Origin of the sequence: Mycobacterium shigaense (genome assembly GCF_002356315.1) — a bacterium.
Classification (GTDB): domain Bacteria; phylum Actinomycetota; class Actinomycetes; order Mycobacteriales; family Mycobacteriaceae; genus Mycobacterium; species Mycobacterium shigaense.
In genome coordinates this window covers 2,858,804-2,884,906 of sequence record NZ_AP018164.1, presented here as the reverse complement: position 1 = coordinate 2,884,906, position 26,103 = coordinate 2,858,804, and the positions used below count along the sequence as shown (strand labels likewise).

Below are 26,103 nucleotides of genomic sequence, written 5' to 3'. Positions count from 1 at the left end.
CTGCGAGGCATGGCCGATGACATTCACTACGTCGATGCCAGCGGGCTGAGATTCGCCTATCTCGAGGAGGGCTCCGGTCCCCTCGTGCTGATGCTGCACGGGTTCCCGGACACGGCCCACAGCTGGGATGATGTGCGCCCACGCATCGCCGCTGCCGGCTACCGCGCGGTCAGCCCGTTCATGCGGGGGTATCGTCCCAGCGGCATTCCCGACCGCGACCCCGATCAGGAGACGTTGGCGCGTGACCCGCTCGCCCTGATCGAGGCGTTGGGTGCCGACGACGCGGTCGTCATCGGCCACGACTGGGGAGCTTCGGCGGCCTATGGCGCGGCGGCGCTGGGGCCCGACCGCGTCAAAAAGCTCATCGTTCTTGCAATTCCGCACCCCGGGACGCTCAAACCCACCTTGAAGAAGCTGTGGGGGGTTCGCCACTTCGCCGCCTACAAGCTGCCGGGCGCGCCGAACCGCTTCGCGCACAACGATTTCGCCGCGCTGCCCGCAATCTATCGGCGTTGGTCCCCGACCTGGAACCCCGATCCGTCCGAGTTCGATGCCGTGCGTGCAAGCTTCGCGGACCCCGTGAGCCTGAACGCGGCATTCGGCTATTACCGGAAGCTTTCCCCGGTCCCGAGCGCATCGCTGAGGGCGCGAATCACCGTGCCGACAGTGGTGTTTGCGGGACTCGACGACCCGGTCGCCGAACCATCGGACTACCGGCGGGCCGCCCGAATGTTCGACAATGAATACCTCGTCGAGGAGGTCCCCGGCGGCCATTTCATGCACCGAGAGCATCCCGAGACGTTCGCCGCGCGCCTGCTGAGACACCTGTGACGGGCAGTCGATAAAACGTGAGCTCGGCAGCTGATCCGCCTCGGTAGAATCGACTCATCCGCCTAGCAAAGCTGGACCCGAGTTGACGGCGGTAGTCCCGAGGAGCAGGACGCACATGACAACCATGTCGCACGATCCGGCCGCTGCGGTAATCGGTGCACAGTTGATCGAGATGAGCGTCGCTGCGGTCGCCGCCGGTGCCGCGGCGGCGCCGGCGATCACGGCCCTGGCACCCGCGGGAGCCGAAGAGATCTCGATCATGGCCTCGCTGGCGTTCGGAGCGGCGGCCGAATCGGCGCTCGCCGCCAACACCGCCGCCCAGCAGGAGCTCGCCAAAGCCGGCGCGGCGGTTGTGGACGTCGCCCGCATGTACGCGCAGACCGACGCGACCGCGGCCAGCGCTCTGCAAGCCAATGCCATGGAGACCAGCCTCGTCGAAGCCGCCGGGTTCGCCTCGGCTTCCAGCGGCAGGCTGCTGCGCGCCGAGACACTTCCCGGTGCGGCCGGAACGGCGGCGCGAACGCCGCTGATGGCCAACCTGGTCGAGGGCGCGGTGACGGCACCGGCCGTGGCTGCTCCCGCCGCCGCGAGTCCCACGGGGACCACGATCTCCGGCGCCATGGGCGCCGCATCGACGGTGGTCGGTGCCGCCAGCGCGCCGCTGAGCTCGCTCAGCTCGATGACGTCGATGGGCGGCGCGAGCGCGACGGGCGGCAGTGCGGCGGCGGCGGTGCCCGCTTCGCTGGCGGGCGACGATCAGCCCGCCGCCGAGGATGCCGCGGGCAAGCCGCCCGGTGAAGAGCTGATCTGAGCGGACGGCTTACAGTCCGGGCTGATCCTCGATGATGCCCAGCCATATCTGCGCCGCGTCGATCGCAACCTTCTCGCTGATGAAGGCGTGCTGGGTTCCGGTGTAGATGTCGCGGAAGGCGCGCTCGAGGCGGCTGCCCTCGCGGATCGAGCTGGTACCCGCGACCAGGTGGGCCCACTCGGCGCAGCTGCGCGCGATGTCGGTCGCGTAGACGGCCGCGACGCGCATGTCGGCGCGCAGACCGGGCGTGAGATCTTCGCCCGCCGCGACCGCCGCCTCGCCGGTGGTGAACGCATCGAGCACCAGCAGGCGCGCGGCGCGCCAGGCGGCGCGATGGTGTGCTAGCCCCTTCTGGAACGTGGGGCGGCTGGCCAGCGACGCCATGTCACTCATCCGGAACTTCGTGGCGGCCAGCTCCTGTACGTCGTCGAGCATGCTCTTGGCCACGCCCAGTGCCCACGACGCGTGACCGGCCGCGGTGACTGGCATCAGCCCCATCCGAGTGGCCGGCGAGCTACCGCGGCGTGGCGCACGGGTGAACAGTTCGAAGGTGCGGCTGGCCGGGACGAACACATCGGTCACGCTGTAGTCGTAGGAACCGGTTCCCTTGAGCCCCTGCACGTGCCAGCCGTCGTTGAAGCTGACCTGCTCGCGCGGCAGCACGGCCACATGCATCTCGGGTAGTCCTTCGGAGATCCAGCGCATCTCGCCGTTGTCCAGCGGCAGGAATCCCGCCGCGATGTACTCGGCGTGCCCGATGCCCGAGCCGAAGCTCCACGCGCCGTTCAACAGATACCCGCCGTCGACGACCGTGCCCTGCCCGTTGGGAAAGAATTGGCCGCCCATCGTGACGTGATTGTCGTGGGCGGTGAAGACCTCGGCGAAGCCCTCGTCGGACATATAGGCGGCCGCGGCGAACGAGGAAGGCAGGTTGGCGATGCCGACCCATCCGAACGAGCCGTCCTGCCAAGCCATTTCGATCCATGTCTCGATCATCTGGGCAAACGATGGCTCGACTCCTCCAGCGACCGTGGGGTTGAACGCCGACATCAGCCCGCTGGACCACATCTCCTCGACCACCGCCGGGGTCAGGGTGCGAATCCGCTCGCACTCCGCGGCTTGGGCGCCCACGAGTTCGCGCATGCCGCGGGCCAGTGAAACGACCCGGTCATCCGTGTCGGCTAACGACGTCATTGGCGCTCTCCCTGTCGAGGACATTGATATCCGTGACCGTACCAATTGCCCAAAGTGTCTAGCCGCGAAATCGACGTCTGGTTCTACGGTGGGTGGGTGTGGTGGATCGTCGACGGTATGAATGTGATTGGCAGTCGCCCCGACGGCTGGTGGAAGGACCGCAACCGTGCGATGGCCACGTTGGTGGAGAGGCTGGACCAATGGGCGTTGGCTCGAGGGGACGCGGTGACCGTGGTGTTTGAGCGGCCGCCGACCCCGGCCATTTCGTCGTCGGTGGTCGAGGTGGCGCATGCGCCACGGGCGGCGGCGAATTCGGCCGACGACGAGATCGTGCGGCTGGTCCACGCCGCCGACAGCGCACCCGATATTCGGGTCGTGACATCGGACAAGCTGCTGGCCGACCGGGTGCGCAGCCGGGGCGCGGCGGTCGTTCCCGCGGAAAGCTTTCGGGACCTCGTCGATCCGCGCGGCCGGTGACCGGGACCGCCAACCGGGTCTGCGCCCTGGCCCGGATCGACATCCCGATCATTCAGGCACCGATGACCTATATCGCCGGAGCCCAGCTCGCGGCGGCGGTGTCCAACGCCGGGGCGTTGGGCATCATCGAGACCACCTCTGACCGAGGGCGGGCCGATCTGCGCCGGGTGCGCGACCTCACCGACGGCCCCGTCGGTGCCAACATCGCGCTGATGTTCAACCGCGATCCCGCGGTGGTGGATCTGCTTGTCGCCAACGACATTCGGTTCGTGACGACCTCGGCCGGTGATCCATCGTTGTTCATCGATCGGCTGCACAATGCGGGCATCACCGTGTTCCACGTGGTGGGCACGCTGGCGGCGGCCAGGAAGGCGGTCGACGCCGGGGTCGACGGGTTGGTGGTCGAGGGCGTCGAGGGCGGCGGCTTCAAGAACCGATTCGGTGCTTCGACGATGGTGCTGCTCCCCTTGGTGGCCGCGCAGGTGGACGTCCCGATCGTCGCGGCGGGCGGGATTTGCGATGCCGCGTCCATGGCCGCCGCCTTCGTGCTCGGCGCGGAGGCGGTCCAGATGGGCACCCGATTGCTGGCGTCGGCGGATTCGCCGGTGCACGGCAATCTCAAACAAGCCGTGGTCGACGCCGACGAAACCTCGACGGTGCTACTCCCCCTCGACGGCAAACGGATGATGCGGGTGATCCGGACCCAGGCCGCCGAAAGGCTGGACGTTTCCGGACCTTTCGCGGAAGGCGGTGCCGCGCTGCAGCGGGTTCAGCGACTCTACTTCGACGGGGACATGGACGCCAGCGTCGCCAACACCGGTCAGGTCGCGGGCCGCATCGACGACCTCCCGCCGGCCGCCGACATCATCGAGCGGATGTGGACCGGTTGCTGCGAGGTGCTGACCGCCACGGCCCGGCGGCTCGGGGCCGATGAGCTGTAACGATTTTCGGGGGTATCGGGCCGCCGCACGATCGACCACGCGGCGCTAGCTCTGATGGGTATTGACGTCGAATTCGACGTTGTCACCGGTGATCTTGGTGATCTTCATGTTGGCGACGTAGGCCTTGCCCTCGGGCCCGGTGAAGTGGCAGTCGAACTGCGCACCCACCTTGGCCTCCACGCCGTCGGGGCAGTGCACGTCGGTGGGTTTGAAGCCAGTCTGCCTGGACACGACGTCGACGACCGACCGCGCCGCTCCGTCGGGTTTGACCGTTGCTTTGCTGCTGCAGCCGACCGACAGCACGGCCATCGAGCTGACGATGACGGCCGCCGCCGCGACCTGGGCGATACGCATCATCGCGCGCTCATTCCTTGTTCTCCGAGCGGCAGGCTCACTCGGCTGGGATCGCAAGGCTAACACGGGAAAGCGCCGCCGCCACAGCTCAGAGTCCATCGGAGCGTTTCGGAGCAACCCGCTGCGGGGCCGCACCACAGTTACCGCCGATGGCTGCGCGATATCCGGCGCACGCTGACGCCGGCCTGGGGCTGAAGTTCAGCCCAGCGCGGCGAGCGCCGCTTCGTAATCGGGCTCTTCGGCGATCTCCGGAACCAGTTGCGCGTAGGCAACATTGCCGTCGGCGCCGATCACCACGACGGCCCGGCCGAGCAGCCCGGCCATCGGGCCGTCGGCGATCGTGATGCCGTAGTCCTCGCCAAAGCTGTCCCGGAACGCGGAGGCCGTCGTGACGTTCTCGATGCCCTCGGCGCCACAGAATCGCTTCTGCGCGAACGGAAGATCCTTCGACACGTTTACCACGGTCGCGCCGCCGCCGGCCGCGCGCTCGTTGAACCTCCGCACGCTCGTCGCGCACACCGGCGTGTCCACCGACGGGAAGATGTTCAGCAGCACGGATTTGCCGCTGAATTGGTCGCTGCTGACCGCGCTCAGGTCCGTGCCGGTCAGGCTGAAGGCTGGGGCTTTAGATCCGACGGCAGGAAGCTCGCCGACAGTGTTGATCGGGTTTCCACGCAAGGTTATCTGTGCCATGGGCACAGTCTGCCAATACGTGCTCGGGGCCCCGGGGTCAGGTCCAATGTCCTAATTAGTGGGGCACTAGGCGTAGACGACATGCCCTGATGTGGCCAACACTGAACCCATGCCTCGCCAGGTCGTTATCGTCGGCTTTCCCGGCGTGCAGGCCCTCGACCGCGCTGTTGTCGAAGGACAGCGCCAAGCCGGCTAACCTTAAGGCCACGACGATGTTGGCGTGGGAGCAGGCGCTGACCGCGGTCCGGTCGCGGCGGGGAAAGCGGTTCGCGTCGGCCAGGTGACCCCACTCGGCAAGGCCTGACGAGGCCCTGTTTCCGGCCAGTGCGATTCGCGATCAGGGCGGCTGCCGCTCTCGTCGTCTTGGTTAGGCGCCCGGCTGCAGGATCTCGGTCGACTGGAGCTGACCGCCGGCCTGCAGCCACGCACCCACCACCCTGGGCGCGTCGCGGTTGGGGTTGTAGATGTCTTCCTCACTGGAGAACAGGCCGTTGCCGGCGTACACGAGGCGCGTCCAGTTCGGGAACCAGAATGGTTCACCGTTGGGATCGGTCGGGTGGTCGAGCAGGTTCTTGATCATGATGACGACGGCGTCGTTGTCGTCGTCGTAGGCAATCCAGTCACTGGGGAAACGCATGTGCGGAAATGGCGCCATCACCGCAACAATCCAGTCTCGCACGGCCTCGCGACCGTGGAAGACGCCGTAGTGGTGTTCGATGTAGACGACGTCTTCGGTGAACAGATCGGCGAAGGGACGCCAGTCCCCCGAAGTGCTGCACCCTTCGGCGACTGCTGTGTAGTGCTCGACAGCTTGCTCGATTTCGGCCCTGCTGAATTTGCCCATGACGCACACACTAAAACGTGTTTCAGTTGAATGTGACCCGTCTGATAGGGATGTTCATGAGCGTCTTGGACTTGTTCGACCTGCGCGGCAAGCGGGCTCTCGTGACCGGAGCCTCCAGCGGCATCGGCAAGAAAGTTGCTGAGGCTTACCTGCAAGCCGGTGCCGACGTGGCCATCGCGGCGCGGCATCCCGCGGTTCTCGACGACGTCGCGGCGGAACTTCGCACGGCCGGCGGACGCGTCGTGCCGATCAGTTGCGACGTGACCCAACCCGAGCAGGTCGCCCGCATGCTGGACCTGGCGACTGCCGAGCTGGGCGGCGTCGACATCGCCGTCTGCAACGCCGGCATCGTCAATGTCGTTGCGCTGCTGGACATGTCGGTCGAGGACTTCCAGAAGATCCAAGACACCAATGTGACCGGCGTGTTCCTCACCGCGCAGGCTGCGGCCAGGGCGATGGTCGAACAGGGCAGCGGCGGGGCCATCATCACCACCGCCTCGATGTCCGGGCACATCATCAATACCCCGCAACAGGTGAGCCATTACTGCGCCTCCAAGGCCGCTGTCATCCAACTGACCAAAGCGATGGCCGTGGAACTCGCACCGCATCAGATCCGGGTGAACAGCGTCAGCCCGGGCTACATCCGCACCGAACTTGTAGAGCCCTTGACCGAATACCACGCGCAGTGGGAGCCGAAGATCCCGCTGGGCCGCATGGGCCGGCCCGAGGAACTCACCGGCCTGTACCTCTACCTGGCCAGCGACGCGTCGAGCTATATGACCGGTTCCGACGTCGTCATCGACGGCGGCTACACCTGTTCGTGACGGGCACGGTCAACGCACGACGCAAGGCCGGCCGAACCGCGTCCGTACGCCCGGCGAGAACAGCGCGCGCAACCGGTCGCCGGCGGGTTGCACTCCGCCGGCCGCGACCAGCTCGTCGCCGAGCTCGATGACATGGGCCTCCCGCAACGGCCACGCGGCGTGCTCGTTGGGCACCCACCAGGTCCGGCCGGCCTTGCGGGTGTGCGCACCCCAGCGGGCGGTGAGCCAGACCTCGAGCGGGGTCGGCTCGACCATGTCGCCGACGGCGATGGTCAGCCGGCTGCGCAGGCCGTGGTGCGGCCACCTGCGCACGCTGTCGTACGTGAACTGGTCGCCGTGCCGGGTCAGCCGCATCCGCGCCCAAGCGTAGGGAACCCCGAGGCCCAACCGAACGGCGGGCACCACGGCCAAGCGAGCGGTCTCCAGCGACCGGAATAACACGCCGTGGCGGCCGGCGTCGTCTACGGAATACAGCCGGACGTTCGTTTCCAGGAAGCTGCCGAAATACGGAAGCGGCAGCGCGGCACCGACTTTGGTGCTGGTCATCACGAAGGGCACCAACGCCACGTAGGTCATGCCGTCGGCGAAGACATCCGGACGGGTACCGGGCGGATACAGGTCGGCGACGCTCGCCGGCCGCACCGGCCAATGCAGGAACGTCAGCCGGCTCCAACGCTGGTCAATGGTGACCGGACCGGGCAGCGCCGGCGCGGTGACCGGGAATCCCGCCAGGTCCGGGCTCGCAGCCCATTCGGCCGGCGGATCGGGTGTCGTCATGCGCGCATCGCCTATCCCTCTAGCTCGCCGGATATCCCACGCTCGATGTCGGCCTGCGTCGCCGACGGCAATACGACGAGGCCGTCGAGTTCTTTGCAGGCCAGGTCGTAGGCGTTGTGGCGTTCTTGCGGCGCTGCCGCCGAATCCGAGGCCACCCGCAACAGGCTCTGGGCGCGGGCGATCCGTTGTTGGTCGTCCCGCGAGAAGTCGCTGCGGCGCCGCCGCCTTGCCTCGGTCTCGGCGGCGTTCAAGGCGGTCACGTAATCGGCGACCGCGGTCAAGTAGCGGTCGGCGGCCTCGGCGTCTTCGAGCAGGTCCTCGGCCTTGACGGGGCGCAGCAGGTCCGCGCGCAGCTTGGCCTTGTGAAAGGCGACCGTGAGGGGATTGCGCATGTCGGTCATCAGTGGAAAGTCCAGCAGCTTGGCGAAGTTAAGTTCGTACTCGAGCCAACGATCGTCGGTCTGGCGGTGCTCGCCGATGACGCGCCGCAGCGATTGCCATCGCGCGATGTGATCCTTCTCGGCGCCCTCGGGCAATGTCGTCGTGGTTCTTGCCTCGACGTCGCCCCGTGGAGGTTCGGCGCGCCGCCTGTTGGTGCCCAACGCTCGGAGCACCGCGACGACCGCACCCGCCAGCGGCAGGATCACGAGGAGAAGCTCGGTCAGCCGGATCAGCACACCCACATGGCCAGGATGCCAGTCACCGGTCAACGACGACCGCTAATGCGCGCCCAATGCCCCGCTGAGGTACTGCGCGCGGCAGGCCACGCGAGCCAGCTTGCCGCTGGTGGTCCGGGGGATCGCGCCCGCCGGCAGGAAAAGCACGTCGGACACGGTCAAGCCGTGGCGACGCGACACCGCCGTCGCGATCGCGTCGATCGCCGGTTGCGGATCGTCGCGACTGGTGCCCGCGGCCCGCTCGGCGATGATCACCAGCCGCGAGCCGGCGCCGTCACCACCAGGTGCCGCCTCGGCCGGCACCGCGAAGGCCGTGATGTAGCCGCGCCGCACCATCGCCGCGGCCTCGGTCGCGGTGGCCTCGATGTCTTGTGGGTAATGATTGCGACCGTCGATCACCACCAGGTCCGCGATCCGCCCGGCCACATAGAGCTCGCCGTCGAGATAGGTGGCCAGATCGCCGGTCCGCAGCCACGCGCCGTCGACGGCCGCCCCCGCGGCGTGACTGCCCTCTGCCAGTCGTGACCGCAGCCGGGCGCCGAAGGTCAGCGCGGTCTCCTCGGGCCGTTCCCAGTAGCCGCGACCGACGTTGTGGCCTTGCAGCCACACTTCGCCGACCTGTCCGTCGGGCAATTCGGCGCCGGTCTGCGGATCGACGATCACCGCCCACAAGCTGCGAGCGACCCGGCCACACGACACGTGCGGCACGGCATCGGCCGCATCCGCCGCGACGCGTACCGCGTGGCCGTCGCCCAGCTGTTCGCGGTCGAAGTAGGCGACCGTCGCCTCGGCATCGTGGTCGATCGTGGCGATCATCAGCGTCGCCTCGGCAATGCCGTACGACGGTTTGAACGCCGTGCGCGGTAAGCCGTACGGGGCGAACGCCTTGTTGAACGACGCGATGGCCTCGACGCTGACCGGTTCGGAGCCGATGATCAGCACGACATTGCGGAGATCGACGTCGTCACCGGCTGGGGGAATGCCGCGCTGCGCAGCCCATTCGTACGCGAAGTTCGGGGCGGCGGTCACCACGCGGCCTTCCCGCGACCCGGCGGCCAGCGCCTGAATCCATCGCTGCGGCCGGCGCACGAACGCGGTGGGCGACATCAGCGTGGAATGACCGCCGTACACGGCCGGGAAGCCGATCATCGACAGCCCCATGTCGTGGTAGAGCGGTAACCAGCTGACGCCGTGCGTGTTTCGGTTGAGCAGGTCGATCGACAGGATCATCTGCACCAGGTTGGTGCCCACCGCCCGGTGGGTGATCTCCACGCCGGCTGGCGGTCGCGTCGCGCCCGAGGTGTATTGCAGGTGCGAAACCCGATCGATGTCCAGCTCGACCGGGACGAACGACTCGCCCTCGGAGTCGGGCACCCGGTCGATGACGATGACGTCCGGTCTCGGCAGTTGCGGGACGGTGTCCAGGAAACCCTCGACCGCGTCCTGGGCCGCGGCCGTTGTCAGCACGGCGGCGGGCCGGGAGTCCAGCAACGCAGTCTCGAGCCGCTCGGCGTGACCGGGCAGTTCGGGAGCGAACAATGGTACCGCGATGGACCCGGCCTTGATCGCGGCGTAGAAGCCGGCCACGTAGTCGATGCCCTGCGGCGCCAGGATGGCGACGCGGTCCTGGTCGCCGGCAAACTGCTGCACGCGCGCACCGATGGCCTTCAGCCGGGTGCCGAATTCGGCCCAGGTCACGTCGAGGACGGTTCCCTCGGAGCGGGCGTAGTCCAGGTAGCGATAAGCCGTCGTGTCGCCGACGTTCGCGACGTTGCGCTCGATGAGAGAGATCAGGGTGGTGCCCGGCGGCAACGCGATCTGGCCGTCGGCATCCAGGCAATCCTCGATGAGTAGCAGGCCTTTTGGAGCCACGGAGTCCTGTGCGGGACCGTAATTCATACCCGAATTCTAGGTGCCCGCCGGCCGTGGCCCTGTTCCGATAGAGTCCGTGCCGTAAGCCGTCGCGGGGGGTCGAGGAGCATCTGTGAACGCTGCCGATCGCCACAGCGAAAGCCGCGCCGACGCGCTGGCCCGTGTGCTCGCTTACCGCGAACGCGGCCGGGCCAGGGCGATTCCGATTCGGGTTGCTGTCGCCGTGCTCGGCGCCGTCCTGCTCGTCGCCGCGGTCCCGATGATCGTGGCGCTCCCCGAGTTCGGGATTCCCGCGCTGCTCGTCGCCTTCCGCCTGCTGGCGGTCGAAGCCGACTGGGCCGCGCGCGCGTATGCGTGGACGGATTGGCGCTGTGCTCAGCTGGGTCAGTGGTTCCACCGCCAGTCGCGGGTCGCCCGCGCGGTGATCATGCTGGGCCTGCTCGCGCTGGCCGGCGCGCTGGTGTGGTGGCTCGTCGTCGAGTTCGCCTAGTTACATCCAGAGCTTGCTTATCGACTCGGCCAATGCCTCCGCGATCTGGTCATCGGTGTTGCAACTGACGGCCACCGATGTCTGCCGGTCCTTGCTGACGCGGAATGCCGTGACGTACCCAGCCCACGCGCCGTCGTGATCGAGGACGCCGTCAGCTTTGATGTAGATGCCGGCGCCGTAGCGCACCGGGATACCCGAGCCGATCTCCATCGCCCCGGCCAGCTGCGCCTCGAGCAGTTTGGGTCCGCCCACGCGGCCGGTCCGGTAATTGTCCGCCCGCCCGACCAGCTGGCTGGGCGTGGTCTGCACGGCGCCGTCGCCGACCTGCTCCCAGGCGGAGCCGGTGACCTGGTAGCCCTCGCTGCCGCCGGTGTAGGAGACTGCTTTCTGCGGAACCTGGCCGACCGGATCCATCGTCATGGCCAGGCCGAGTGGGCGAAAGATATTGGCGCTGAGGAACTCTGGCAGTGGCTGCGCCGACACCCGGTATACGATCTCGCCGAGCAGTAGATAGTTGGAACCCGAGTAGGCGAATCGGGTGCCGGCCGGGAAAGCCAACTGCGGAACCGACGCCACCGCCTGTAGGGCCTGCTCTTGGGTGGTGCGGTCGGTGGCGTGGAGCCCGCGCGAATTGAGCAGGGCTTCGTACTCGGGGATGCCGCTGGTTTGGTGGATCAATTCGGTGACGGTCACGGTGGACGCCCAGGCCGGGAACCCGGTCAGATATTTGGACAGTGGGTCGTCAACACTCAGCTTTCCCGCCCCGGCAAGCAGCAGGATCGCGGTCGCGGTGAACTGCTTGGACACCGAACCGATGTCGAACACGGTGTCGGGCGTGATCGGCGCGCCGGACGCGATGTTCGCAGCGCCGCGCACCCCGGTCCAGACGACGTTGCCCGCCGAACCCACCGCGGCTGAGCAGCCCGGCCCACCCGGTGTGACTGCGTCGTCGAGAACCCGCTGGCTGTTGGCCTTGGCCGCCGCGTTGTCGGCCGCGTTCGTGGTCGTCGTGATACTCGACGCGGGTGCCGCGGTGGGCTTGCCGCAGGCGGCGAGCGCCAACGCGACCGCCATCAGTACCAGGTGTCGCCGCACGTCACCATGTCCCTCGATCCCAGCTGGCGGCCCTGAAAATGCTGTCCGCCAGGCGTTTTCGCGGCATTTCAGCATCGCCAGGCGCGAATCCCGATCGCCGCAGCCCAGCTGCCAATGCCGTGTCGGCCCGGCCGGGGCGGGCCGGCCGAGCCCACAGGGTGAGTATGCACGCGAGACGGCTGCCGCGGGCCGCAATCGGCCGGCGGCGGGGGTCCTCGTGTCGGGGAATTTCGCTGCCCCGGCCGGTGGACCGCCCGGTCCGTTTCCGCGGTAGGGTACGCGCAGTTTCGTTCAGCGCAAGTCACCGGGAGTTGGGGATGTCGGGTCGGAAGTATTCCTTTGAGGTCAACTTGACCAGCAGTGCGCCTGCCGCCACCCTGTTCGGGCTCGTGGCGGACGGCGCGAACTGGTCGAACTGGGCCAAACCGATCATCCTGCAATCGAGTTGGGCTCGCGAAGGCGATCCGGCCCCTGGTGGCGTCGGTGCGGTGCGAAAGATCGGGCTGTGGCCTGTCCTGGTGCAGGAAGAAACTGTCGAGTACGAGCAGGATCGCCGGCACGCTTACAAACTCGTCGGGCCTGCCTCCCCGGCCAAGGATTACCACGGCGAAGTGATTTTGACGCCGAATGCGGCCGGCGGTACCGACATCCGGTGGACCGGGTCGTTCGTCGAGGGAGTTCGTGGGACGGGCCCCTTCATGCGGGCCGCGATGGGCGGGGCGGTCCGCTTTTTCGCCAAGCGGCTGGTGCGGGCGGCCGAATCCGGCCGATGATTTCGCGTTGTCGCGCAATGGCTTTCGCGTTTTGTGGCTGGGCGTGATCGTCGCCGTCATCGGTCGCCAGGCCGCCGCGGGCGACGCCCGGCGGGGCGGCAGGCAATGGTGAGCCCATCGCCGTCAGACGCACCGATCCCGGTGCGGTGTCGGGTCGCGCGGCGTTGAACAGCGCGAGCATCGCGAGGGCCGCGACCGCGGCCGATTGCATGGTTCGCAGGTGCCGGCGCGGGGTGCCGGAGCCGAAAGCCGGAGGGGTCATACATCAGGTTTGCGCCACGTCGCTAGCGTGGCCTGAGAACGGCCTAGCGGTGACGTAGGAAACCGCGCGCGGGCTACTTCGAGTCGACCTCGTCCTGGTACTTCTTGGTCATGTGCGCGACAGCCTGATTCTGCGATTCGGCAAGGCCTTCCCGCGCATCGCTGGCGCGCCCGGCGGCGTCCAGCGTCGGCTGCGCCTGGCCCTGAAAATGCGGCATCACTTCGGCGGCGAACAACTCGGCGGACCGTTTGGTCGCCGCCGGATTGGCCCACTCGTGGCCCATCTGCAGCATGCAGCCGAAGCCGCCGGATTGATCCCACATCCGCTGCACCTGTTCGCGCGCCCGTTCGGGCGTGCCGATGACGCCCGCGCCGTTCTCGTTGATGACGTCGATCATCTCGTCGATCTGCTCGCCCGGCATGGTCATCTGCGGGAACGCGGCCACCTTCTGGAAGTACCGGAACCAGGACTCGAGCCCGAATTTGACGTCCTCGCGCGCCTGCTTGTCGGTTTCGGCGACGTGGAACGGACCGACCAGACTCCAGTTCCTGCGATCGACCCGGGTGCCGAACACCGCCGCGCGCTCTTCCACGATGTCCCAGTGATACTGCAGCGCGTTGAACCCCTCGATGGTGAGGGTGGCGCCGATGGACAGCAGACCGATGCCGTACTTGCCGGCCAGTCGCGCGCCCGTCGGCGAGGCCACCGCGGCCACCGCCAGCGGGACACCCCCGTCGGAGTAGGGAGCGAGTTGCAGCCTGGCGTCGAACAGTTGATGCGTAGCGGTTTTCGCGCTCACCGTCTCCCCCGCCAACAGCCGAACGACGATGTCGAGGTTGGTCTCGAGGAGCTCGCGGGTGTCGGTCGGGGTGAGCCCGATCATCGACGAGTCGCTGGGTAGCGAGCCGGGTCCCACGCCCCCGATGATGCGGCCGTGCGTGAGGTGATCCAGCAGCATCAACCGGTCGGCCACCCACAGTGGGTTGTGGTACGAGAGCGAAATGACCCCGGTGCCGAAGCGGATCCACTTGGTCCGCTCCGCAGCAGCCGCGATGAAAATCTCTGGCGAGCTGATGATTTCGCTGCCCGCCGAGTGATGCTCACCGATCCACGCTTCATCGAAGCCCAGGGCGTCGAGATGCTGGACGAACTCCAGATCGCGTTGCAGCGCGAGCGTCGGGTTGGTGCCGGCGCGGTGAAACGGGGCGATGAAGTATCCGAACCTGAGCTTGGTCATGGTCATGGGACTCCCTTCGCGGTGGGGCTGCGGAGAACCATAACTCAGGGCGCCCGGCGCCAGGTGACATCCGTGGCACCCAGCAAATCTATTCGGTGCTGCAGTGCCGTGGCGCCCGGCGCAAGGCGCGGTTCACCCGCCGCCGCAGAGGTTGCCGATGCAGCCGCCGCCGCCACCGGGTCCGCCGCCGCCCCCGCCGACGCCGGGGATGCTGCCGCTTCCGCCGCCGGGGCCGCCGCCACCCGTGGGGCCACCCGGGATGGCGCCGCTTCCCCCGCCCGGCTCGCCGCCGCCGGTCGGGCCACCCGGGACGCTGCCGCCTCCGCCGCCGGGAGCGCTGGACGGCGCGACGCTGGAGTAAGTAGTCGATGTGGTGGGCGTCGTGCTGCTCGGAGCGCCCTTGTTCCCGCCCCCGCAGCCCACCGCCGCGACGAGCATTGCTGCCCCGCCGAAAACGGCAAACGCCGTCCTAGCTGCAGTTCTCATCAGACTCCTCGCTCTCATTACTGCGTGCGCGAAACTATCGGTCCCCGATTCATTACCCGCTCGCTTGGTCGGCAAACGGCGCCGAAGCTGATGTCGCGCAGAAAAACTCGATAGCCCACCCCGGCAGCGGGATGGGCTATCGGTGATTTGCCGGTGCCTAGCAATTCAGGTCGGAGATGCATCCGACGAACTCAGCGTGCTGCGTCAGGGACCCGGTAGAGCCGGCCTCTGCCCGAGCCTGGACCACATGCGCCGAGGCGCTGGTCGGCGGGTTGGGTTTGTTGGCCACCGGCGTCGGGCCGACGCCGCCGAATCCCACGGCAAAGGCCAGCGCGGCCGCTCCACTGAAGGTCATCATCGTCATCTTGGTTGGAGACTTCATCGGTTCGTCCTCTCGATCGTCACAATTGGGGGAAATTGCCACTAGCTAAACTATACACCTATGCAACTATTGCCGGAACAAAAAATATGCTCTGGCTGCTAATCGCTGGCGCGCCGCGCTGCCGCGCCATGTTGGAGCAGCTCATCACGCATGGGGAGCGGGCCCGCTCCTGGCGGCTCGGAATCGCCGAGCGCCGGAGGGCTGCGTCACCAGCTCCGCAGGAGCGGAGTTAGCAAACTTTTATCCGCGGCGTTGGAGCACGCATGACGGCGCGGTGCCGCGGCAAGCGGCCGTGATCTGCGAAATATGTTGCCCGCCAAACAGTTTCGTGAACCGGCTGGCGGGCGCGATCAGCCTTCCTTGGTGATCAGCTTCCGTAGCGCCACCCGGTCGGGAGTCAGCAACTCGGCGATGCGCGGCTTGTTCACCTCGGCGACGATGATCTCGCCGACCTCTTGGTAGACCTCGCTGAAGATTCCGTGGGACTTCATCTTCTCGGTCTGATAGAGGTTGTCCTCGGTCGGCGTCACGTAGTACACCGCGTCGGCCTTGAACCGATGCACCAGCCAGAGGTGGATGAGCGTCATCAGCCGCTTCTGGCGCAGCTTCTCGGCGAAGGTGTTCTGGTCGCGCACCTGCAGGATGCTGCGGCCGTGCCGGTCTTTGATCGGGTCGACGACGACGTTGGCCAGCTGTTCGTCGCCGTTGCCGTAGATCCCGAGCTCGAGCACGTCGGAGCCGGCGCGCCGCGGCCGCAGGGTCACCCGCAGCTTCTCGTCCAGCTGGTAGTTCTCGCTCCACAGCGCCAGCCATTCCTCGAGCAGCTTCTTTGGCACCTCGGTCTGGGTGAGGTGCTGGTGCTGCGTCGAGCCCTTGCCCATCGCCTTGGTAGTCGCGGTGCGGCCCGACGACGCGGCCAGCGCGGCGTCGCTGCGGGGGCCGCCGACCAGGGTCTGCGGCGTCCGATAGGGCGACTCGACCAGGCGCATCTTGCGCTGCAGGCGAGCCAGCGCGAGCATGCCGTCCTGCCTGAGGTTGGTGGCGAACTCCTCGGCCGCCACACCGTCGATCTGGTGCCCGCCATAGGTGATGAAATTGAAGACGAAGCCCATCTTGCCGAGCTCGGCCGGGAACTGTTTCATCTCCTCGTCGCTCATGCCGGTCGTGTCCCAGTTGAACGACGGCGAGAGGTTATAGGCCAGCATCTGGTCGGGGAATTCGGCGTGGATCGCGTCCGCGAACTGTTTGGCGTCGGCAAGATCCGCCGTCTTGGTCTCCATCCAGAGGATGTCGGCGAACGGTGCCGCCGCCAGTGACTTGGCGATGGCGTACGGGATGCCGCCGCGGATCTGGTAGTAACCCTCCGGGGTCTTGGCCAGCTCGCAGTCCCAGGACGGGTCGACACCCAGCTCCTTGGCCTTCGCCCGGGCCGCGTATAAGGATGCGCGCGCGGCGAACTTGCGCCACTCGTCTGGGCTCATGCCCGGCGGCTCGTCCTCTCTCTCGCCGAACGCGAGCACCTCCGCGACGGCCTCGCCGTAGGTCATCAGCCCGGCGTCGTCCTCCCAGGCCGCGACGAACCGCGACTCGACCTGGTCGAAGGCGTCGTCGATGGAGTTCTGACCGTTTTCCCGCCACTGGGTAACCGCTTCGGAGACCAGGCCCAGAATGCCCTGGCGTTCGAGCCACGCGTTGGCGATGCCGTATTCGCCCTCGGGAAGCGCATACAGCAGATGCCCGTTGAGGTCCTTGACGCCGAGCTCGTAGAACCGTCGCACCAGCGCCAGGAAGCAGGCCTTGTACGACGGGATGGCGAGGTTGGTGACGCCGAGCAGGAACGGCTGATCGCGCTCGTCGGCGCGGCTGTCGATCAGGTTGGCCGCCTCGGCGTCGGTGCGCGCGACGATGATGCCGGGCACCCGCATGACGTCGAGCTGGAAACGCGCCGCGTTGAGGCGTTTGATCTGCTCGTCGGAGGGCACCAGAACCTTGCCTCCCTGGTGACCGCATTTCTTGGTACCCGGCCGCTGGTCCTCGATGTGGTACCCGGGCACGCCGACCTCGACGAAGCGCCGGATCAGGTTGCGCACGTGCGGATCGCCGCCGTGACCCGTATCGGCGTCGGCGATGATGAACGGCCGGAAGTCGTACTCCCGGGCCGTCGCGCGCTGCTGCTCGCTCATGTTCAGGCGCTGGTAATGCTGATTGCGGTCGGCCGTCAGCAGGGCGCGTACCAGCACCGCGGCGTCGTCGGGAACCTGACTGAGGGGGTATGAGGCCAGATCAGGTCCTGGATCCTCGGTGGTCGAACCCTTGGCCGAGGTTGCCCAACCGCCGAGGTAGATGCCCTCGATGCCCATCCGCTTCATGCTCACGGCCTGGCCGGGCGTGTACGGGCCGAAGGTGGTGATGCTTTTCTTCTCCGCGAAGAGCTCGCGAAGCCGTGGATAGAAGGCCGTCGCCGCTTCGCGGGCCACGGTGTAGTCGGTCGGAATCGTGCCGCGTTGCTCCACTACTTGGCGGGCCGTGTAAAGGCGGATGATGCCCGCAAAACGTGGGTCGTCGAAGTATCGTTGTGTGGCGGCTATTTGTTGTTCGAGATCCTGTTCGAACGGGGCGGGGACCTCGGTGTCCGCGTCGATGATGGCCATGGCCTTACGCTCCTCTTCCAGCACGATTCCGCTGCACGTGAGTCTAGCCCCGGACCCAAGAGTTCAATCATTGCTGAATAATGAGATTCTAAGCCGGACCAAAGCCGTTGTCAGACGCGGCTAACCGTTGGAGTGCAACGCTTTTCGTTTGCCGGACCGGGTCGACCGGCCGGATCGGTGTCGGCTGCGGTCGAACCGCGTGGCGCGGTTCAGCAAACCGCAAAAACCCTTAAACAAAAGAACATCCCCACCGCCAGCAAACCGCGGGAAGAATCGGCGCCGCGCAAACGGAGTTTGCGCTGTCACCGGTGGCATGTCGCCCTGTCCGCCCCTAGCCGGGCGCCGAGCCCACCCGTCGGTGCAACCAGTCCCGCTGGCGTCGGATGAACTCCGCGTCGACGACCTTGCCGTGTCCCGGGACATAGATGGTGTCAGGCCCGTCGAGCGCGAGCAACCGGTCCAGGGTCGCCGGCCAGGCCGCCAGATCGGAATCGGCATCGACATACGGGTCGGCGGACTCCTCAACGAGATCGCCGGTGAAAACCACCACGGAGCCCTCGTCCCCGTCGGGCCTGGGTGCACTCACCACCAAGTCGGACGCGGTGTGGCCCCGGCCTGGGTGCGCGACTGTCACGCTGCGGTCCCCGAGGTCGATCACCGCCTCGTAGACGGCATGCTGCGGGGGGCGCAGCGCCGCGATCGCGCGGTCGATCTCCGCGGCGTCGGCCCCGTAGCTGAGGGCGTGGTCGCGGAGCTGCCCGGTATTCGATGACAGGTGATCCGCAACGTCGGGCGCGCAGTAAACCTCGGCGCCGGTGAACCACGCCGAACCAAGAACGTGGTCGAAGTGCTTGTGTGTCAACACAATATGAGTGACCGGGTGTCCGGCGAGCTCACGCACATCGGCATCGATCGCGGCCGCCTCAGTCAGCGTGGTGCCGCTATCGACCAGCAGCGCTCCGGCAACGCCCGACACCACACCCACGGTGACATCGCAGAACGACAGCCGACAGCGATGCACGCCAGGGCCCAGCAACTCCCACGCGAAGTGCACAGGTCGAAGGTAGCGCGCCGGCAGCGGGCAGAAAAGTACCATGCGGTCATGAGGCGGAGATTGCGCTGGATTCTCATCGCCACCGCCATCACTGCGGTGCTCGCCGCCGCCACCACGGGGGTGTTCTGGTACCGGCGGACGACGGGCGGGCTGCTGACCACCACCCCTGCGCCGCCCGCGTCGCTGGTCAGATTCATCGGGACCCGCGTGATCGCGACGGTGGCCGTCGACGCAAACGGGCATCCGGCCAACGGCTACCGGTTGGCGCCCGCCCCGCGTGACCCGGCCGGCGTCAGCGAGGTCTTCGGCTGCGACGCATCGCGGGCTGCGATCGCCGACAACATCTATTCGTGCGCGCCCAGCGCCGCTGGGGCAGACGTGTGCTGGCCGTCGGAGCGGCACAGCCTGCTGTGCCTCGACGACCCGTGGGCCAAAACCCTGCACCGCGTGGTCCAGACCAGCCCGCTGCCCAACGTTCATCCGACCGCGACGCCGGCCCCGTTTGCGTTGCTCCTCGACGACGGCACCCAATGTCGCCTGCGCAACGGCGGCGCCTCGGGAGGGCGCGACGACGGCCTGGTCGGCGCGTACGGCTGCCCCGGGGAGACCCCGGCCGTGCTCGTCGCCGCCACCCCCAACCCCGGCACTCCTGCGATCGATCGCTCTCAGACGATCTGGACGGTCAAGGTCGGTTCGCTGGGACCGAGTGACGCCCACTTTCCGCCTCCGCAGACGCGGACGGTGGCCACCGCGTGGTTCGCCGGCGACCCCTGAGCGCCATTAACGTGTCGGAAATTCCCGACGTATATTGCTGGGCGTGGCGGCGTCCGATCGCGTTTTTCTCGCACTGCGAATCCGGTGCGCCGGCAGCTGCTGGAAATCCTTGCCGAGCGGGAGCTGTCCGCGGGGGAACTCAGCGACCGGCGACGCATCTACCGGTTGACCGCGGAGCCGCTCGCGCAGCTCGACCAGTGGCTGCAACCATTCGAGAAGTTCTGGCGCGCAAGGCTTGCCGTTCTCGCCAAGACAGCACAGGAGCTCAAGTGAATGCGATCCCGAGGACCCGGCTGGCCGAGACCGCCGGGCAGGCATGAGAAGGGCAACGCGATGCGCGCAGTCGTGATCACCAAACGGGGCGACCCATCGGTGCTGCAGGTCCAGCAGCGCCCGGACCCGCCGCCGCCGGGTCCGGGTCAGCTACGGGTCGCGGTGCGCGCGGCCGGAGTGAACTTCGCCGACCATCTTGCCCGCGTCGGGCTCTACCCCGACGCGCCGAAGCTCCCGGCGGTGGTCGGCTACGAAGTCGCCGGGACGGTCGAGGCCGTCGGCGACGGCGTCGATCCGGGACGCGTCGGCGAACGGGTCTTGGCCGGAACGCGTTTCGGTGGTTACGCCGAAATCGTCAACGTCGCGGCCGGCGACTCGGTGAGCCTGCCTGAGGCGCTCAGCTTCGAACAGGGCGCAGCCGTACCCGTCAACTACGCCACCGCATGGGCGGCGCTGCACGGCTACGGGTCCCTGCGCGCCGGCGAGCGCGTGCTGATCCACGCCGCGGCCGGCGGCGTCGGCATCGCGGCCATCCAGTTCGCCAAGGCCGCGGGCGCGCAGGTGCACGGCACCGCATCGCCGGGAAAGCACGCGAAGCTCGCCGAGTTGGGAGTGGACCGCGCGATCGACTATCGGCGCGATGGTTGGTGGAAGGGCCTCGACCCCTACGACGTGGTCCTGGATGCGCTTGGCGGGACGTCGCTGCGGCGGTCCTACGCGCTACTGCGTCCGGGCGGAAGGCTTGTCGGGTATGGGGTTTCGAATCTGCAGGAGGGTGAGAAGCGCTCGCTGCGCCGGGCGGCGCCCCAGGCGTTGGCGATGCTGCGCGGCTTCAACTTGCTAGACCAGCTCGCGGAGTCCAAGGCTGTCATCGGCCTGAACATGTTGCGGCTGTGGGACGACCGCGGCACCCTCGAACCCTGGATCACGCCGCTCACCACGGCGCTGCAGGACAGCACCATCTCCCCCGTCGTCCACGCCGCCGTGCCGTTCGCGCAGGCGCCTGCAGCGCACCGGATCCTGGCGGCGCGCGAAAACATCGGCAAGGTCGTCCTGGTGCCCTGAGTCGGGTTTGGGTGGTTGCCGGGCGGTTACCATGCCCGCATGGCCGTCTCCGATTCACGTGAGCTCGTCATCGAGGCGACTCCCGACGAGATCATGGACGTGCTATTCGACGTTGAATCACTGCCCGAGTGGTCCCTGCCTGAAGGATGCGTGGGCGGTTCAGGCGCCGCACTCCGCCGCGCTCGCGACCGCAGCCTCGACGAAGCGGCGCAGTTCGGCATTGCGGGCCCGCGGCAGGAAAGCAAGGGCCACCGGGCTCCGCGGTGCCCCCCGCAGGGGGATGAACCGCACGCCGGGATGAATGTTGCGCCTGACGGCGACGTCGGGAATCACCCCGATGCCGCGACCGGCGGCGACGGATTCGATCCACTCGTCGAAATTTGTTGTCTCGAGCACGGTTTCGGGGCCCTCTCCCGCCGGCCAGGACCACGGCCCGGTGGTCCCGCTGACGATATTGACCACCAGCGGCCAGCGCGGGATGTCGGCCCAGTCCAATTCCGGCGCGGTGGCCAACGGCGAGTGGACGGCGCACACGGCCACCCGCGCCTCGTCGAACAGGTGGACCAAGCGCACGGCGGTTGACGTCACTTGTCCGCGTACCACGGCGACATTGACCTTGCCCTGCTGCACGGCCGCCAACGGATCGTCCGTCCGGATCAGACTGACCGTCACGGCAGTGGCCCGCTCGAACAGTGCCACGGTGTCCTGCGCCCACGGGTCGGGCAACAGCCAGCTGAATCCGAGACGAATACTCGCCTGCCGGCGCACGGCGTCGATGCCACGTTCCAACTCAGCGAGGACCCGTTCGGCATGGTCGAAGAAGGAGCGGCCGGCCCGGGTCATCTCCACGTGCCGTGAGCTGCGATCGAGAAGGGTCACCCCGAGAGCGTCTTCCAGCTGCGCAATGGTGCGGCTCAGCGCGGGTTGGGTGATGTTGAGCGCATCGGCGGCGTGGGTGAACGATCCCAGCCGCGCGATCGCTTCGAACGCCCGCAGATGACGCAGCTCGACGCGTCCGCCGTCCAGCACGCCCATGCCTGAAGAGCATAGATGCCTTACGACAGGCATTTCACCGCCGCTGCGGGCCGACCTAACGTCGTAACCGGGCAGACCAGAGGAGAAAAAATGCCGCTGCTGTACATCAATCTCATCGAGGGCCGTAGCCCGTCGGAGGTCCGGGCGCTGCTGGACGCGGCGCATGACGCCGTCGTCGGAGCGTTCGCCGTGCCACCGGGCGACCGCTATCAAGTGGTGCACACCCATCCAGAGCACGAAATCGTCGCGTGGGACACAGGTTTGGGTATCGACCGCTCGTCGCGGCTGGTGGTGGTGCACGTGGTGAGCCGGCGCCGTACCCGGGCCATGAAGGAACGGTTCTACGAATTGTTGGCAGCCAACCTCGCCGAGCGATGCGGGGTGGAACCGGCCGACCTGATTGTCTCGATCACCGAAAATGGAGACGAGGACTGGTCTTTCGGCCATGGCCGGGCACAATTTCTCACCGGAGAGCTCGCATGAGTACCCGGCTCACCGACCTCTTCGGCATCGAGCACCCGATTGTGCTCGCGCCCATGGCCATGGTCTCCGGCGGCCGGCTCGCGGCTGCGGTGACATCGGCTGGCGGCCTGGGCCTCATCGGTGGCGGCTACGGCGATGCCGCTTGGCTGGACAGCGAATTCGACAACGCCGGAGCAGCCACGGTGGGATGCGGCTTCATCACCTGGGGCCTGGCCGGGCAGCCCGCGCTGCTCGACCGGGCGCTCGAGCGGCAGCCCGCCGCAATCATGTTGTCGTTCGGCGATCTACGCCCGTTCGCGGACCGTATTCGCGTGGCCGGTGTTCCGCTGATCGCCCAGGTGCAGAACCTCGAGCACGCCCGCCAGGCCTTCGACTCCGGCGCCGACGTCATCGTGGCACAGGGTGGCGAGGCCGGCGGTCACGGCATGACCGCTCGGTCCACCTTCACGCTGGTGCCCGAGGTGGCCGACCTCGTCGCAGCGCGGTCGCCGGAAACCCTGGTGGTGGCGGCCGGCGGTGTCGCCGATGGCCGAGGGCTTGCGGCGGCGCTGGCTCTGGGCGCCGACGGGGTCCTGGTAGGAACACGGTTTTGGGCGAGCGCGGAGGCGTTGGTGTCACGGCGAGCCCAGCAACGGGCGATGTCCGCCGGCGGGGACGCAACTCTTCGGACCCGCGTGTATGACGTAGTGCGGCAGCTCGACTGGCCTCACGAATATACGGTCCGAGCATTGAGCAACCCGTTCCTCGACGCGTGGCACGGCAGCGACGGGCTATCGGCGGCACAGTCGGACGTGCTGGAGATATTCCAGAAGGCCGTAGCCGCAGAGGATTTCGACGCCGCCCCGATCATCGTGGGCGAGGCGATAGGGCTCGTCCACGATATCCGCCCGGCTGCCGACATCGTGCGCGAGATGGTGCGCGACGCTCAATACGGGGGTGACCCGGCCGACGTCCGCAGCAACCGGGTGTCCCACTGATCGCGGCATTTGAGGGCTTCGAACAACTGGCTGCCCGATCCGCGGTGCTCGACCTGCCGGTGTCGACGACCGGGACGCGCTGCGGCGGCGTCACGCCGTGCACGAGAGGGCCAGTGGCACAACGTCTTACCGTCGTCATCAGCTCGCCGTAGCTGATGGAGCGGTCGTCGACGGCGTTGCCCGTGTTCACGGCGGCGTCGTGCTCCTAGTACAGCGGCGACCACTCGGCGGTCCGCAGCAACCGGGTGGTCCACTGGTCGCGCAAGTCGAGGGCGTCGTGCATCCAGGTGCCCGGCGCGCGGTATTCGGCGGGGATGTGGCTGCGCAGCAGATCCAGCAGCGCCTCCGGCCGGCTGATGCGCTGCATGAGGATCACCTCGCGGCGCACGTGACTGCCCAGCGCCGGCTGGAAGGCGGCGTGCATGGTGAGCATCGAGGACGGTTCGTCGAGACTTCTGGCATACACCTCGCCGCAGCGGACGATGTATTCCTCGAATTTGTCTTCATACGGCCACATGGTGTCTTCCATGTAGAGCGTCATCTCGTGCTCGCGCCCGTCGACGGGCACGTCGTCGAACCGCACGTCTTGCAGCGGCGACCACGGCAGCGGCACCAGCAGCTTGGCGTCGACCTCGTGGCGCAGTTCGTCGAGGCCGCGTATCCACTCCCGCAGGTCACCTTTTTGGACCCGCAGCGTCAGCCGCTCCCACGCCGCTCCGTCGCGAACGGCGGTCACCGTGATCACGGTGTAGGCGGGGCCGCTGCCGTGCGCCTGGTTGGAGTACCACAGCAGCCGGGCATCGTCGCCGGCGGCGAGCATGGGCAACCAGCCGTCACGGAAGGCGGCTTCGAACTCGTCTTCGGCGCGGCCACGCACCGTGTGTACCTCGTGCATGAACAGCACGCGCTGTACCTCCCAGTCGCGGCGCCGGGGCTAGACGCCGCTGAAGGGACGGTAGACCGGAAAGCCTAACGGGTCCATGCCGGGTCTACATAGGCGCTATTGCGCTGGCCGGGCGATCTAGACAGCTGAGTCGAGAATCTGGTTTGCTCGATCCGGTACGCCCCCTACCGGGCAGGAGTTCGTTGATGGCAAGGCTCGATGTGCCGGACGGCCCCGGCGGCGAAGCCACCATGATCTGGACGATGCGACCGGAGCTTGGTGGCATGGTCGAGCGAATGATCCGCGGTGGGTATCAGCAAAGCATTATGCCCGCCGACGAGCGTGAACTCGCCAGAATGCGGATCGCGCAGATCAACGATTGCGTTGCGTGCTCGGGCTTTCGGGCCCAGTCGGTGCTCGACGCGGGCGTGCCGGCCGAGCTCTACGACAACGTCGCGGCGTACGCCAGCTACCCGGGCTACACGCCGCGCCAACGGCTCGCCATCGAATTCGCCGAACGCTTCGCGACCGACCACGCGTCGATGGGCGACGCGTTCTTCGAACGGCTTCGGGGGGCGTTCTCCGACGAGGAGATTCTGGACCTCACGCTGTGCGTCGCCGTATTTCTCGGCCTGGGGCGCTCCCTGACCGTGCTGGGCGTGGAGCAGTCCTGCGCCGTCGACCTCTGACCGAGTATCGGCCGAACCTCCGGAGGGAACCCATGGACATCGCCACCGTCGACGAGCTGCTGAGCACCACACGGGCGGTTCGCAAGCGACTCGACCTGACCCGTCCGGTCAGCCACGATGTGATCCTGGAATGCATCCAGCTGGCGATGCAGGCGCCCACGGCCAGCAACACCCAGGACTGGCGCTGGCTGGTGATCACCGATGCCGACAAGCGTGCCGCGATCGCCGAGATCTACCGGACCATCGGCGCGCAGTACCTGGCGTACGCCGCCGAGAACGCGACGGACCCGCAGACGCAGCGCGTGTACCAGAGCGCGATGAGCCTGACCGAGACGCTGGGGCAGGTTCCGGTGCACGTGATTCCGTGCCTCACCCAGCGCATCGACACCGCGGAGCTGGGCATTGCCGCGGCGGCCTGGGCCTCGATCATCCCGGCGGGCTGGAGCTTCCTGCTGGCGCTGCGATCCCGCGGGCTGGGATCGGTGTGGACGACCATGCACCTGTTCAAGGAGAAAGAGGTCGCCGAGTTGCTCGGCATCCCGGCCACGGTCACCCAGGCCGCGTTGTTCCCGGTCGCCTACACGATCGGCACTGAGTTCCGGCCGGCCGCGCGGCCGCCCGCGGAAACCATCACCTATTGGGATGGCTGGGGAGACGGCTGATGCAGTCCTACACCGTGAAATTCCACATCGACGCGCCGCCGCGGAAAGTCTGGCGGGCCTTGCACCCGCCGGTGCCGCCGGATGCGCCCCGACCCCGGGTCCTCATGTGGCCGACCGGCAGCATGGAAATCCTCAACGAGGGCAACGAGGCCGGCGAGGGACTGGTCCGCACCTGCGTCTTTCCCGTACCCAAATACCTTCTGTCCGGCGGCCGGGCGCGGTCCTGGGAGACCGTTACGGAGGCCGAGCTGAACAAGTTGTCGCGCTACGTGGCGGTCGGCGCACCGCTGTGGTCGCGCGCCGAGGGGTATCACGAACTCGAGGAGCAGCCCGACGGCACCACCGTGCTGACGTTCCACGAGACCTACCACGCGTACAACCCGGTGCTGCGCTTCTTCCTCGAACGCCCGGTGCACGCCAGGATTTCGCGCTACAACCTGGACACCTACGAGCACACGCTCGGGTTCGCCGGCACGGTGCGACGCCTCGCCTAGGCGTCCGTGGTCGTCCGAGGAGATCTCACAACGACGTGAATTA

At 67.5% G+C, this 26,103-nt stretch carries 29 protein-coding genes and 3 pseudogenes; 17 read left to right on the top strand and 15 right to left on the bottom strand.

Annotated features, from left to right (window positions below; all coding sequences use genetic code 11):
- Positions 1 to 9: 9 nt before the first annotated feature.
- Positions 10 to 831 (top strand): alpha/beta fold hydrolase, encoded by an 822-nt coding sequence (locus MSG_RS13490; RefSeq protein WP_096440313.1) that lies wholly within the window; start codon positions 10 to 12, stop codon positions 829 to 831.
- A 115-nt stretch (positions 832 to 946) separates the two neighbouring features.
- Positions 947 to 1,642, top strand: coding sequence for a PE domain-containing protein (locus MSG_RS25880; protein ID WP_269458598.1), 696 nt, complete (start codon positions 947 to 949; stop codon positions 1,640 to 1,642).
- A 9-nt stretch (positions 1,643 to 1,651) separates the two neighbouring features.
- On the opposite strand, the gene MSG_RS13475 is transcribed toward MSG_RS25880, so the two are convergent.
- Positions 1,652 to 2,836, bottom strand: coding sequence for an acyl-CoA dehydrogenase family protein (locus MSG_RS13475; protein ID WP_096440309.1), 1,185 nt, complete (start codon positions 2,834 to 2,836; stop codon positions 1,652 to 1,654).
- Between the two features lie 96 nt (positions 2,837 to 2,932).
- Here MSG_RS13475 and MSG_RS13470 point away from each other — a divergent pair, with 96 nt between their 5' ends.
- Both MSG_RS13470 and MSG_RS13465 read left to right on the top strand, forming a co-directional pair.
- On the top strand, positions 2,933 to 3,313 hold the full coding sequence (locus MSG_RS13470) for an NYN domain-containing protein (protein WP_096444470.1): 381 nt from the start codon (positions 2,933 to 2,935) through the stop codon (positions 3,311 to 3,313).
- A 26-nt stretch (positions 3,314 to 3,339) separates the two neighbouring features.
- Entirely contained in the window at positions 3,340 to 4,254 is a 915-nt protein-coding gene (locus MSG_RS13465; protein ID WP_258173979.1) for an NAD(P)H-dependent flavin oxidoreductase, read from the top strand.
- 45 nt (positions 4,255 to 4,299) lie between these two features.
- Here the strand turns inward: MSG_RS13465 and MSG_RS13460 are convergent, their stop codons facing one another.
- Positions 4,300 to 4,611, bottom strand: a complete 312-nt coding sequence (locus tag MSG_RS13460; protein WP_232011017.1) for a DUF4333 domain-containing protein — start codon at positions 4,609 to 4,611, stop codon at positions 4,300 to 4,302.
- Between the two features lie 195 nt (positions 4,612 to 4,806).
- Positions 4,807 to 5,301, bottom strand: a complete 495-nt coding sequence (gene tpx / locus MSG_RS13455; protein WP_096440305.1) for a thiol peroxidase — start codon at positions 5,299 to 5,301, stop codon at positions 4,807 to 4,809.
- Positions 5,302 to 5,456: 155 nt separating this feature from the next.
- On the opposite strand from tpx, the pseudogene MSG_RS13450 reads away from it, so the two are divergent.
- Positions 5,457 to 5,585 (top strand): annotated as a pseudogene (locus MSG_RS13450) (DJ-1/PfpI family protein); the annotation flags it as partial.
- An 83-nt stretch (positions 5,586 to 5,668) separates the two neighbouring features.
- On the opposite strand, the gene MSG_RS13445 reads toward MSG_RS13450, so the two are convergent.
- Complete coding sequence (locus MSG_RS13445; RefSeq protein ID WP_096440303.1) at positions 5,669 to 6,145, bottom strand: nuclear transport factor 2 family protein; 477 nt, start codon at positions 6,143 to 6,145, stop codon at positions 5,669 to 5,671.
- A 56-nt stretch (positions 6,146 to 6,201) separates the two neighbouring features.
- Here MSG_RS13445 and MSG_RS13440 point away from each other — a divergent pair, with 56 nt between their 5' ends.
- Positions 6,202 to 6,969, top strand: coding sequence for an SDR family oxidoreductase (locus MSG_RS13440; protein WP_096444466.1), 768 nt, complete (start codon positions 6,202 to 6,204; stop codon positions 6,967 to 6,969).
- A 9-nt stretch (positions 6,970 to 6,978) separates the two neighbouring features.
- Here the strand turns inward: MSG_RS13440 and MSG_RS13435 are convergent, their stop codons facing one another.
- Genes MSG_RS13435 through MSG_RS13425 form a run of 3 tightly spaced genes read right to left on the bottom strand, consistent with a single transcriptional unit; the run spans position 6,979 to position 10,322 of the window.
- A complete protein-coding gene (locus MSG_RS13435; protein ID WP_096440301.1) occupies positions 6,979 to 7,746 on the bottom strand; it encodes a YqjF family protein in 768 nt (255 codons plus the stop codon).
- Between the two features lie 11 nt (positions 7,747 to 7,757).
- The gene (locus MSG_RS13430) at positions 7,758 to 8,429 is read right to left on the bottom strand and encodes a hypothetical protein (RefSeq protein WP_096440300.1); all 672 of its coding nucleotides are present in this window, start codon (positions 8,427 to 8,429) and stop codon (positions 7,758 to 7,760) included.
- A 36-nt stretch (positions 8,430 to 8,465) separates the two neighbouring features.
- A complete protein-coding gene (locus tag MSG_RS13425) occupies positions 8,466 to 10,322 on the bottom strand; it encodes a fatty acyl-AMP ligase (protein WP_096440298.1) in 1,857 nt (618 codons plus the stop codon).
- Between the two features lie 85 nt (positions 10,323 to 10,407).
- Here MSG_RS13425 and MSG_RS13420 point away from each other — a divergent pair, with 85 nt between their 5' ends.
- Complete coding sequence (locus MSG_RS13420; protein WP_096440296.1) at positions 10,408 to 10,785, top strand: hypothetical protein; 378 nt, start codon at positions 10,408 to 10,410, stop codon at positions 10,783 to 10,785.
- Here MSG_RS13420 and MSG_RS13415 read toward each other — a convergent pair whose 3' ends face one another.
- Complete coding sequence (locus tag MSG_RS13415) at positions 10,786 to 11,859, bottom strand: serine hydrolase domain-containing protein (protein ID WP_096440294.1); 1,074 nt, start codon at positions 11,857 to 11,859, stop codon at positions 10,786 to 10,788.
- Positions 11,860 to 12,197: 338 nt separating this feature from the next.
- Between MSG_RS13415 and MSG_RS13410 the strand changes: the two genes are divergently transcribed.
- Positions 12,198 to 12,653 (top strand): SRPBCC family protein, encoded by a 456-nt coding sequence (locus MSG_RS13410; protein WP_096440292.1) that lies wholly within the window; start codon positions 12,198 to 12,200, stop codon positions 12,651 to 12,653.
- Positions 12,654 to 12,988: 335 nt separating this feature from the next.
- On the opposite strand, the gene MSG_RS13405 is transcribed toward MSG_RS13410, so the two are convergent.
- From MSG_RS13405 to MSG_RS13385, 5 genes are all read right to left on the bottom strand, one after another.
- On the bottom strand, positions 12,989 to 14,152 hold the full coding sequence (locus MSG_RS13405) for an LLM class flavin-dependent oxidoreductase (RefSeq protein WP_096444464.1): 1,164 nt from the start codon (positions 14,150 to 14,152) through the stop codon (positions 12,989 to 12,991).
- A 132-nt stretch (positions 14,153 to 14,284) separates the two neighbouring features.
- Positions 14,285 to 14,638, bottom strand: a complete 354-nt coding sequence (locus MSG_RS25350) for a hypothetical protein (RefSeq protein ID WP_181159224.1) — start codon at positions 14,636 to 14,638, stop codon at positions 14,285 to 14,287.
- Between the two features lie 157 nt (positions 14,639 to 14,795).
- Entirely contained in the window at positions 14,796 to 15,020 is a 225-nt protein-coding gene (locus tag MSG_RS13395; protein WP_096440288.1) for a hypothetical protein, read from the bottom strand.
- A gap of 350 nt (positions 15,021 to 15,370) precedes the next feature.
- A complete protein-coding gene (aceA, locus tag MSG_RS13390; protein ID WP_096440286.1) occupies positions 15,371 to 17,671 on the bottom strand; it encodes an isocitrate lyase ICL2 in 2,301 nt (766 codons plus the stop codon).
- 331 nt (positions 17,672 to 18,002) lie between these two features.
- On the bottom strand, positions 18,003 to 18,725 hold the full coding sequence (locus MSG_RS13385) for an MBL fold metallo-hydrolase (RefSeq protein ID WP_096440284.1): 723 nt from the start codon (positions 18,723 to 18,725) through the stop codon (positions 18,003 to 18,005).
- A gap of 48 nt (positions 18,726 to 18,773) precedes the next feature.
- On the opposite strand from MSG_RS13385, the gene MSG_RS13380 reads away from it, so the two are divergent.
- The 4 genes and pseudogenes from MSG_RS13380 to MSG_RS25590 all read left to right on the top strand — a co-directional run.
- Positions 18,774 to 19,499 (top strand): hypothetical protein, encoded by a 726-nt coding sequence (locus tag MSG_RS13380; RefSeq protein WP_142404516.1) that lies wholly within the window; start codon positions 18,774 to 18,776, stop codon positions 19,497 to 19,499.
- Between the two features lie 31 nt (positions 19,500 to 19,530).
- Positions 19,531 to 19,772, top strand: a pseudogene (locus MSG_RS13375) (transcriptional regulator).
- A 60-nt stretch (positions 19,773 to 19,832) separates the two neighbouring features.
- Positions 19,833 to 20,837 (top strand): zinc-binding dehydrogenase, encoded by a 1,005-nt coding sequence (locus tag MSG_RS13370; RefSeq protein WP_096440279.1) that lies wholly within the window; start codon positions 19,833 to 19,835, stop codon positions 20,835 to 20,837.
- 39 nt (positions 20,838 to 20,876) lie between these two features.
- Positions 20,877 to 20,972 (top strand): annotated as a pseudogene (locus MSG_RS25590) (SRPBCC family protein); the annotation flags it as partial.
- A gap of 24 nt (positions 20,973 to 20,996) precedes the next feature.
- Here MSG_RS25590 and MSG_RS13360 read toward each other — a convergent pair.
- A complete protein-coding gene (locus MSG_RS13360; RefSeq protein ID WP_096440277.1) occupies positions 20,997 to 21,872 on the bottom strand; it encodes a LysR family transcriptional regulator in 876 nt (291 codons plus the stop codon).
- Positions 21,873 to 21,962: 90 nt separating this feature from the next.
- Here MSG_RS13360 and MSG_RS13355 point away from each other — a divergent pair, with 90 nt between their 5' ends.
- Together MSG_RS13355 and MSG_RS13350 are read left to right on the top strand one after the other, a co-directional pair.
- Positions 21,963 to 22,355: a tautomerase family protein gene (locus tag MSG_RS13355; protein WP_096440275.1), complete on the top strand. Its 393-nt coding sequence runs from the start codon at positions 21,963 to 21,965 to the stop codon at positions 22,353 to 22,355.
- Complete coding sequence (locus MSG_RS13350) at positions 22,352 to 23,332, top strand: NAD(P)H-dependent flavin oxidoreductase (protein WP_096440273.1); 981 nt, start codon at positions 22,352 to 22,354, stop codon at positions 23,330 to 23,332. The genes MSG_RS13355 and MSG_RS13350 overlap by 4 nt, the downstream gene beginning before the upstream one ends.
- Before the next feature lie 205 nt (positions 23,333 to 23,537).
- Here the strand turns inward: MSG_RS13350 and MSG_RS13345 are convergent, their stop codons facing one another.
- Positions 23,538 to 24,227, bottom strand: coding sequence for a hypothetical protein (locus MSG_RS13345; RefSeq protein WP_232011284.1), 690 nt, complete (start codon positions 24,225 to 24,227; stop codon positions 23,538 to 23,540).
- Between the two features lie 194 nt (positions 24,228 to 24,421).
- Here MSG_RS13345 and MSG_RS13340 point away from each other — a divergent pair, with 194 nt between their 5' ends.
- From MSG_RS13340 to MSG_RS13330, 3 genes are read left to right on the top strand one after another with little or no spacing between them, the layout of a single operon-like run.
- Positions 24,422 to 24,904 carry a carboxymuconolactone decarboxylase family protein gene (locus MSG_RS13340; RefSeq protein ID WP_096440268.1) on the top strand — a complete coding sequence of 161 codons (483 nt, stop codon included), beginning with the start codon at positions 24,422 to 24,424 and terminating at the stop codon, positions 24,902 to 24,904.
- Between the two features lie 32 nt (positions 24,905 to 24,936).
- On the top strand, positions 24,937 to 25,566 hold the full coding sequence (locus tag MSG_RS13335) for a nitroreductase family protein (RefSeq protein ID WP_096440266.1): 630 nt from the start codon (positions 24,937 to 24,939) through the stop codon (positions 25,564 to 25,566).
- Positions 25,566 to 26,060, top strand: a complete 495-nt coding sequence (locus MSG_RS13330) for an SRPBCC family protein (protein WP_096440264.1) — start codon at positions 25,566 to 25,568, stop codon at positions 26,058 to 26,060. Before MSG_RS13335 ends, MSG_RS13330 begins: the two co-directional genes overlap by 1 nt.
- Positions 26,061 to 26,103: the final 43 nt, after the last annotated feature.